Genomic DNA, 6,600 nt, shown 5'->3' on the forward strand with positions numbered 1-6,600 from the left:
AAAACTTGCTTGGTTTGGTGCATGGCATTTGACATAGACATCGGTTTCGCAAGCCTCGCCGGCCGCAAGGAGGTCAACGAGGACTTTTGCGCAGCCATGTTGCCTGAACCGGGCCAGGAGGGCATGGGTTCCATCGTGGCGATTGCCGACGGCGTCAGCACCGGCGGCATGGGCAAGGAGGCCGCACAAACCACGGTCACCAGCCTGGTGCGCGACTATTACGGTACGCCCGAAACCTGGGACACCACGGTGGCGCTGGACCGCATCATCAGTGCGCAAAACGCCTGGCTGGCCGGGCTGAACCGGCGCCGGCACCCGGCCCTCGGGCTGACCACGCTGACCGCGCTGGTGCTGCGTGGCCAGTCTTACGCGCTGGCGCATGTGGGCGACACCCGCGCCTACCTGCTGCGCGAAGGCCGCATGACGCAGCTCACCACTGACCACGTGATGGATCACCCGGACCTGCGGCACCAGCTCCTGCGCTGCGTCGGTGCGGAAGACCGCCTGGTCATGGACTACACCCAGGGCGACCTGCAGGTGGGGGATGTGTTTGTGCTGCTGTCCGACGGCGTGCACAACGTGATGACGGACAAAAAGCTGCAGGTCCTGGCCAGTGCCGACGCGTCCTCAGCCTCCGAAGGCCGGGCGCAACGCATCTGCCGTCAGATGGTGGATGCCGCGATTGCGGCAGGCACGCCGGACAACGCCACCGCTTTGGTGGTGCGAGTGCTTGGTTTGCTGGACGCCACGCTGGACGACGAAAACCGGCGTGCGCTGGCTCTGCCAGTGCCCGGCAGGCTCAGGGTCGGGGACAGCCTGGACGGCCTGATCGTGACCGCGCCGGTGGCTGACAACGGCATCAACGTTTTGTACCAGGTCAGGTGGAGTCGCCCCCCGGCGGATGCAGACCCCGAAACACGGCCCACCAGCGGCAAGCTGTACGCCCTGAAGACACTGCACCCGGCGCGGGCCCATGACCCGCAGGAGCGCGCCATGCTGGCGCACGAGGCCTGGCTCGCCCGGCGCATGCGCTCCTCGCGTGTGGCTGGCCACCTGGTGCATATTCACGACCGTCTGCCCGGCGGTGGCGAGCCTGGCGCGTTTTACCTTCTGTACGACTGGCATGCCGGTGAAACCCTACAACAGATGCTGGACCGCAAGCACCGCTTCAATCTGCCGCAGGTGCTGGCTCTGGCCACCCAGGCCGCCACGGCGCTGGGCCTGCTGCACCGGCAGCATGTCGTCCACCGCGACATCAAACCTGCCAACCTGCACCAAGGTGAGGACGGCGTGCTGCGCGTGCTGGACCTGGGCGTGGCCTTGACCGGGCGCGAGCCCGAGGCCATGCGCAAGCTGCATGCGGGCACGCCCAGCTACATCAATCCCGAGCAATGGGGCTTCAGCAGCCGGGCCGCGGCGGCGGGCAAGGATGGCCCCGAAGAATTGCCCGATGCGCAGAGCGACCTGTTTGCGCTGGGCGTCACCGTTTACCAACTGCTGACTGGCAAGCTGCCCTATGGCGAGGTGCTGCCCTACCAGGCCGGGCGTTATTACCGCGACCCGACGCCGCCCAGCCGCCACAACCCCGAGGTGCCGATCTGGCTGGACCACGTGGTGCTCAAGGCCGTGGCACGCGACAAGCGCCAGCGTTTCGAAACGGCGGAAGAGTTGTTGCTGGCCATTGAACGCGGCGCCTCGCGAACCTTGACGGCCCTGCCGGCAACGCCACTGATCCAGCGCGACCCGGTGGTTCTATGGAAGTTGGCGCTGGCCCTGTCCGTTTTATTCAACGTCTTGTTGGTGTACTGGCTGCTGTTCTTGCCGCGTTAGTGGCGAACGGCCACCGATTTGGGGGCGATATCTGGCTGTAGCCCTTGCTGTACGGGCGCCAACAGCTATTGATTTAGTAGCGCCAGGAGCCTGTCGGACTTGGGGCGTCGAAAGCGAAAATTGGCGCCAGTGAGGACCGCTGCGGTCGATTTGCAGCTGACGATTCCCAAGCCCGACAAACTCCTAATGCACCAGACCCAGCAGTTCGGTAGCATCGATCGCGCTGCTGCGGCCCGGCACAGAAAACCGTTTGCGCCGGCCAGTTTTCACCAAGCCCGTTACCTCGCGCAGCAGGCTGGCACTGGCAGCAATTTTCCAGTCAGCCTGCTGCGCCTGTTTTTGCAACAGCAAGCAGGTACTCACAGCGTCGCCTACCGGCAGGATCTGGGATTTCCCGCGCAGCGGGTCCTCCAGCTTGGCCAGAGTGACTGCGCCGCTGTTCAGTCCTACGCCTACAACAAAGCGCGGGAGGGAGCGGCCGGGAAAATGACTGAGCAGGTAGCCCTGAACCCGGTGTGCTGAATCGATCAGGCCCAGGGCGGCCTTGGCGGCACGCAAACCACTGTTGACGGTGTCGGTGTCTGTACTGTCAACAAACACCGCCAGCAGGCCTTCGCCGACAAACTGCATGTGGTAGGCGCCGAAGAGATAAACCGTGTCGCCGGCATTGTTGTAGAACTGGCGCACCACCTCGCTGAGCTCCGAACTGGTGAGCTTTTCCGCGAGTGCCGGGAAGTTGACGACGTCGACAAACAGCACCGTGGCGTTGGCAAACTTCCTGTCCTCCGCCATCGAGTCGGCCGTTGGCCATTTTTCGCCCAGTTCCGCCAGGAGTTTTTCCTCGTAGAGCCGACTGAGCTGCTTTTTCTGGGTGTCCAGGGCGGTCGAAATGGCCCTTCCTATAGTCCGGGCCTGTGCGGACTGACGCATCAGCTGTTTGTTGAGCTGGGCGGCCACGGCCTCGCGGAGCTCGTCAAAATCGATGGGCTTGGTCAGGTAATCGTCGGCGCCGCCGGTCATTCCGGCGCGGACGTTTTCGCGCTCCTGCAGCGAGGTCAGCAAAATGACCGGCGTGGCCTGGATGGCCGGGTCGGCACGCACTGCCTGCAGCATGGCAAAGCCGTCGAGCCGAGGCATGTTGACGTCGCTGATCACCAGGTCGGGCCGATGGTCATGCACCACCTGAAGCCCGGCAGCGCCGTCCTCGGCCTCCACCACCTCATAGCCTTCAAAGCGCAAGGCCGCCGAGATCAGTTCCCGGATCGTTTCGTCATCATCGATCACAGCGATCAAAGCCATTATTTTCCTTGGAGCGGCGACAGGCGTGAAGCTTAACAGCGCCAGTGGTCCGCAGGTCGTGACCCCGAGGAGACGGCGAGTCCATGGGGGCCAGAAGTGCAAGTTACGGGTGTTTGCTATGAAATTCATAGCTGCTACCGCCCGTTGGACAAGGGCTGGATGGCTAAAATATCACATACTGAAGATGCGGACATGCTTTGTGGCCAAGCGCTGCGCGCCCTCCCGCCCTTTTTGCTCCGCAGAAAAGATGGGCAAAGTGCAATGCACTTTCTTCGCTGGGCTCAGTGAGCGCTGCGCGCAGAATTGCCCTTTTAGTTTCGGCTCGCTACGCTTAACTTTTCTGCGAAAAGTTAGCCTGCACTGAAAGGGAGGCCAGGCGCTGCCAGCGCCTTATCGGCTACGCCGATCACGCACTGCGTGCGCGGCCTCCCTTTTCAGCCCAGGTACGGGTCCAGCGGATCTGCATCACTCTGAGCATCACCAGCATGCCGAGTGACAGTGCTGCAAAGAAGAAAAAGCCCCACATGTACGTCCCGGCATATTGTTTGGATAGCCCCATGGCATTGGGCACCAGGCCGCCGCCCAGTGCGCCTATCTCGCCGATCATGGAGCCGGCCACGGCTGTGGCCAGGGGCCAGCGCAGCGGCACCAGCTGGAACAATGCGCCATTGCCCGCGCCCAGCGCCGCAAAACACAGCATCACCAGCAAGGTGGTGCCCACCAGAGAACTGCCGGCCAGGCCGCACAGCACCAGTGTGACGGCGATGGTCAGCAGCACCACGCTCAGTGTGTTGACGCCGCCCCAGCGGTCAGAGATCCAGCCGCCAAAAATACGCAGGGCGGCACCCATAAAGGCGGCGAGCATCGACAACTGGCCGGCTTCCACCTTGCTGACACCGAACTGGTCGTAGTAGTAGGAAGGCAGAAAGGTCGCCAGGCCGATGAAGCCGCCGAAAGTCACCGCATAAATCAGGCTGAAAGCCCAGCCGTCTTTTTCGAACAGGCAGGCCACATGCTCGCGCAGCGTGGCGTGGCTGTCCACGTCATCCGGTTCCTTGGCGAAGAGGATCATGGCGATTAGCGGCAGCAGCATGGCGATTGCGGCGATGCCGTACACCGACTGCCAGCCAAAACGCTGCGCCAGGGCCGGCGCGACCAGCACCGATACCGCCGTGCCGACATTGCCGGCGCCCACCAGGCCCATGGCCAGGCCTTTGTAGCGGGCCGGAAACGAGCCCGAGCCCAGGCTGAGGGCCACGCCAAAACTGGCGCCGGCGATGCCCAGCAGCACACCCATGGCCAGCAGGCTGCTGTAGGAATCAACAAAAAAGTAGCCGAACAGCAGGGCCACCATGATCAGGCCCATTTCGACCAAGGTGGCGTTTTTGCGGCCGATGTACTGGGCCAGTACCCCCAGCGGAAAACGCATAAGGGCACCGGCAAAAATGGGCACCGACAGCATCACACCTTTTTGGGTCGGTGACAGGTTGTAGGTCTCGGAGATGAAGGGGGCCATCGCCCCATTCATCACCCAGATGCAGCAGGAAAATGCGAAGTAGAAAAAGGCCGCGCCCAGCGTGGGCGCGTGACCAGCGTTTAGAAAATTACGGAACCCCGCCATGGTGCAAGCTCTTTCTGTGAAAAATTGGCATTCACAGAATCAGTGCGAGAAACGTGCCACCTTGGGGCGGTGGAAAGTGCACCCTTGCGGCGCAATTTCGCGCGTAAAGGCGGTTTTTTTGGTGCGCCGCACAATTTGCGGGCATTTATTTGCTTCAATGCCTGCGCTCCATGTCCACACACACCATGGCCGCATAGTGACTCCAGCGCAGGGTGATCACATAAGGATGCGTGCGCACCCTGGCCTTGATGCCTTGTGCGCCCTGGAGTTTGATCGGCACCGAGATCTGTAGATCTGCCCCCAGGGCCTTGCGCGCGTTGCCTGCCAGTGTGTTCGCAATTTCGCCCACTGCGTCCAGCAGGTTGCTGTCGGTCAAATTGGTTTCGTGCTGCAACAGCAGGATCTCGCGCACCAGCTTGCCTGGCATCGAAACAACGACATGGCCGTTGTGGCTGCCGGCAAAGGTGACGATGCCGTTGAATTCAAAGCCCTCGATGTCGCCGGTGCCCAGAAAGGCCGAGGTGATCACGGGTTCCTGCCGTGTGGTGACCTTCAGGTAGTGCCTGATCGAGTCCACAAACAGCTTCAGATCGGTTTCATTGAGTGTGGCCATGGCTACTCCTCGCGCGCGTCGGATACGTCGAGCAGCGCCATCTGCAGCTCTTCGTCGGTAAAAGGCTTGGCCACGAAGCCGCGGGCGCCCAGCTTGAGCGCCTGGATGGCGGTGGACTTGTCGCTCAGGGCGCTGACTACCAGGATGTTGATCTTCGGGTCAATCCGCAGCAGCTCCGTGATGCATTCAATCCCGTCCATCTCGGGCATGGTCAGGTCCATGGTGACCACTTCGGGTCGGGTGGCCCTCGCCACGCGTAGCGCCTCGCGGCCATTTTTGGCCAGGCCGGCGAGCACGACGCCCTTGAGCCCGCCGCTTTGCACCACACGCGAGATGCGGGTGCGGATCATGTTGGAGTCGTCAACAATCATCAGGCGCATGAAGGTCTCCGTGTGAGGAAGGAAGGAAGGAGCGTGAGAGTCATGACGCGCAGCGCAGGGGCTTATGAAAAAATGATCCGGAACTCGGTGTGTTTGCCAGGCGTGCTGGCCAGCAACAGGCGTGCGCCAAGCTTTTGCACATTGGCCTGCACCAGGTCCAGGCCGACACCGCGACCCGCGTGGGCGGTGGTGCCGGCGGCCGTGGAAAAACCCGGTTTGAAGATGTGCGCCACGATTTGTTTGTCGCTGAAGCTTTGCAGTTGTTCGGCGGTGTACCAGTGCAATTCCAGCAGTCGGCTGCGGACCTTGGCCGCATTGAGGCCGGCACCGTCGTCGCGCACACTCAGCTCCCACTGACCACTGTCTTCGCGGGTGAGTTTGACTGCCACCTGGCCTTCTGGCGCTTTTCCGGCCGCTGCCCTGGCTGAAGGTGCCTCCACCCCGTGCACCACGGCATTGCGAACCAGCTGGATGGCCAGCTCGCGCAACAGGTCCAGCTTGTCGGCGGGCAGGTTCGTCGCTTCGTCCAGCTGCACGCTGGCGCTGACACGTTTGCCGCAGGCGCTGCCGACTTCCTCGGCCAGCTGCGTCAGTGTGGTGTGCAAAGTCTGGGGTATGGCCTCGACCATGACCTGAGCGGAATCGTTTCCTCTTTTCAGGCTCATGGCCTTGAACGCAGCCACTTTGGACAGCAGGTCTTCCAGCGGCAGCGGCAGGGCGAGCAGGGCGTCGCCCGTGGCGGCGCCGCTGTCCTTGAGTTTTTGCAATTCGTTTTCAAACTGGTGGGCCAAGGAGGCGAGGATTTCCAGGCCCAGGGACGATGCATCGCCCTTGATGGCGTGGATGCGGCGGTAGGC

The 6,600-nt window shown here is 62.5% G+C and carries 6 protein-coding genes; 1 reads left to right on the forward strand and 5 read right to left on the reverse strand.

Annotated elements, in window-relative coordinates; all coding sequences use genetic code 11:
- Positions 1 to 21: 21 nt before the first annotated feature.
- Positions 22 to 1,830 (forward strand): bifunctional protein-serine/threonine kinase/phosphatase, encoded by a 1,809-nt coding sequence (locus H0W47_RS11225; protein ID WP_296924309.1) that lies wholly within the window; start codon positions 22 to 24, stop codon positions 1,828 to 1,830.
- A 183-nt stretch (positions 1,831 to 2,013) separates the two neighbouring features.
- Here H0W47_RS11225 and H0W47_RS11230 read toward each other — a convergent pair whose 3' ends face one another.
- From H0W47_RS11230 to H0W47_RS11250, 5 genes are all read right to left on the reverse strand, one after another.
- On the reverse strand, positions 2,014 to 3,129 hold the full coding sequence (locus H0W47_RS11230; protein WP_296924311.1) for a response regulator: 1,116 nt from the start codon (positions 3,127 to 3,129) through the stop codon (positions 2,014 to 2,016).
- A gap of 406 nt (positions 3,130 to 3,535) precedes the next feature.
- Entirely contained in the window at positions 3,536 to 4,750 is a 1,215-nt protein-coding gene (locus H0W47_RS11235) for a nitrate/nitrite transporter (protein WP_296924313.1), read from the reverse strand.
- 154 nt (positions 4,751 to 4,904) lie between these two features.
- Complete coding sequence (locus tag H0W47_RS11240; RefSeq protein ID WP_296924315.1) at positions 4,905 to 5,363, reverse strand: chemotaxis protein CheX; 459 nt, start codon at positions 5,361 to 5,363, stop codon at positions 4,905 to 4,907.
- Between the two features lie 2 nt (positions 5,364 to 5,365).
- Positions 5,366 to 5,743 (reverse strand): response regulator, encoded by a 378-nt coding sequence (locus H0W47_RS11245; protein ID WP_296924317.1) that lies wholly within the window; start codon positions 5,741 to 5,743, stop codon positions 5,366 to 5,368.
- 62 nt (positions 5,744 to 5,805) lie between these two features.
- Positions 5,806 to 6,600: ATP-binding protein (locus H0W47_RS11250; RefSeq protein WP_296924319.1), on the reverse strand; the 795-nt coding region annotated here is incomplete at its 5' end.

Source organism: Polaromonas sp., assembly GCF_013817205.1.
GTDB lineage: Bacteria > Pseudomonadota > Gammaproteobacteria > Burkholderiales > Burkholderiaceae_C > Polaromonas.

Excerpts from the sequence above, each read along its gene's own strand:
- H0W47_RS11235 (WP_296924313.1), bottom strand. The coding sequence starts at position 4,750 with ATGGCGGGGTTCCGTAATTTTCTAAACGCTGGTCACGCGCCCACGCTG.
- H0W47_RS11225 (WP_296924309.1), top strand. The coding sequence starts at position 22 with ATGGCATTTGACATAGACATCGGTTTCGCAAGCCTCGCCGGCCGCAAG.
- H0W47_RS11245 (WP_296924317.1), bottom strand. The coding sequence starts at position 5,743 with ATGCGCCTGATGATTGTTGACGACTCCAACATGATCCGCACCCGCATC.
- H0W47_RS11230 (WP_296924311.1), bottom strand. The coding sequence starts at position 3,129 with ATGGCTTTGATCGCTGTGATCGATGATGACGAAACGATCCGGGAACTG.
- H0W47_RS11240 (WP_296924315.1), bottom strand. The coding sequence starts at position 5,363 with ATGGCCACACTCAATGAAACCGATCTGAAGCTGTTTGTGGACTCGATC.